At 57.8% G+C, this 1,667-nt stretch carries 1 protein-coding gene and 1 pseudogene; both read left to right on the forward strand.

The window, feature by feature from the left end; genetic code table 11:
• Window positions 1–41: 41 nt before the first annotated feature.
• A complete protein-coding gene (locus VGE80_RS06650) occupies window positions 42–671 on the forward strand; it encodes a replication protein RepA (RefSeq protein WP_440592107.1) in 630 nt (209 codons plus the stop codon).
• 177 nt (window positions 672–848) lie between these two features.
• Window positions 849–1,667 (forward strand): annotated as a pseudogene (locus VGE80_RS06655) (hypothetical protein); the annotation flags it as partial.

Genomic DNA, 1,667 nt, shown 5'->3' on the forward strand with positions numbered 1-1,667 from the left:
GATCAATTCCACGCTTGCTGCTTGCATGGATCGGCCGCGAGGTGAAGATTAAAAAAGAACGTGAGATTCAGTTGGGCAAGTCGCTCGCCGGCTTCATGGGGGATCTCGGCATGACCACTCAATCGGGTGGTAAGAACGGAAACATCACCCGTTTGCGCGACCAGATGAAGCGGACGTTTTCCGCCAAGATCGCGATCATGGACAACCCGGATGTGGTGTCTTCATTCGAAGCCAGCGACTGGCGCAACGAGGGTTTCAACCTGGTGGATCGTTCACAGATCTGGTGGGACCCCACCTCGCCAACGCAGTCGAATCTTTTTGAGTCCCACATCCAGCTTTCCGAACGCTTTTACGACGAACTGGTCAACAACCCAGTTCCAGTCGATATGAGGGCGCTTCGCGCTCTTCGGGCGTCGCCCAGCAGCCTTGACCTCTATTGTTTTCTCACATATCGCGCGTTCAATCTCAAACGCACGACGACGGTCCCATGGGAAGCGCTGAAGATGCAGTTTGGCAGCGAGATTGCCAACGACCGCAAGTTCAGGTGGCAATTCCGGGAAGCTCTGAAGTCCGTGATGGTCGTGTACCCCGAAGCGCGGGCAGATCTCTCGGACACTGGGCTCATCCTGCAGCCGTCACGTACCAGCGTTCCTCGGCGCGTCGAGAAGTAGGGCGGGGTCCGCCCCTCAGGATTTCCCTTCGAGGGCATTTCCTTCCCGCAAGGGCTTACTCACCTTTTCAAGGTGGGCCCAGACAAGGGAATCGAAATGAAAAGCAACCATTCTTCTTCGAATGAGACGAGGGCGATCGACACCAGCGCCGCTACGGCAGTCCGCCTGGCAACTCGAATGAAACTGGACGATGCGGCGCTTCGATCGAAGTGCGAAGCTGCATTGGACGAGATGATCGCAGACCTGCAGGAGTTCATGGGCGTCACGAGTGGCGACTGCGCCGGCGCCTTCTTCAGTGGAAGCGAAGATCCCACCGACAAGCTGGTCGAGTACCTGACGATCGAGCGCGACGCCAAACTCGACGAGATCCTGCAAGCGTCGGTCAACGAACCCCAGCGGTACCAACGGCAGATCGTCTGCGTGTGCCAGAGCGTCAATGGATCGGTCAAGTTTCTGATTGGCCGCATCGCCGATGTGACGCAGGAGATGCTGGTCCAGGCAGGTTTCCGGGCCTCGGTCGAATACGGTCGGGTTGTTCTGATGAAGCCTTCGGGTGACAAATTGGTCGCCGGCAACACGAACTCGGAAACCACTTCAGCATCATCCGGGATGCGACAGGCCGCGTTGATCGAAGCCAATCACTTGGCGGCCGTCATCGACCTCTTTTCTGGGGGCACGCCGGATACGTCGCAACTGGCCATGATGGTCGGCTCACCCGGCACCTGCTTCGACCGTGACTCTCTGCCTTGCTGGAGGATCTTTGACTCGCCGGAATCGGGCATGTTCTGCGCGATAGATGCGACTCTGGCCGATGAGGTGGCGAACTTGAAGACGCCAGCGTCCACGGTGCCTGAAATGGATTGTCATCCGCACAACGTGAATCGGGAACTGAATTTGAGCAAATGGTCTGGGCGGGTGGTCAACCCGCTAGCGCTATCCCTCGAACAGCGCATCCTGCTTGCGATGCAAGCATCGCGAGACCCGAGAGTCCATTTC

Origin of the sequence: Schlesneria sp. (genome assembly GCF_036405755.1) — a bacterium.
In the GTDB taxonomy this organism is placed as follows: Bacteria; Planctomycetota; Planctomycetia; order Planctomycetales; family Planctomycetaceae; genus Schlesneria; species Schlesneria sphaerica.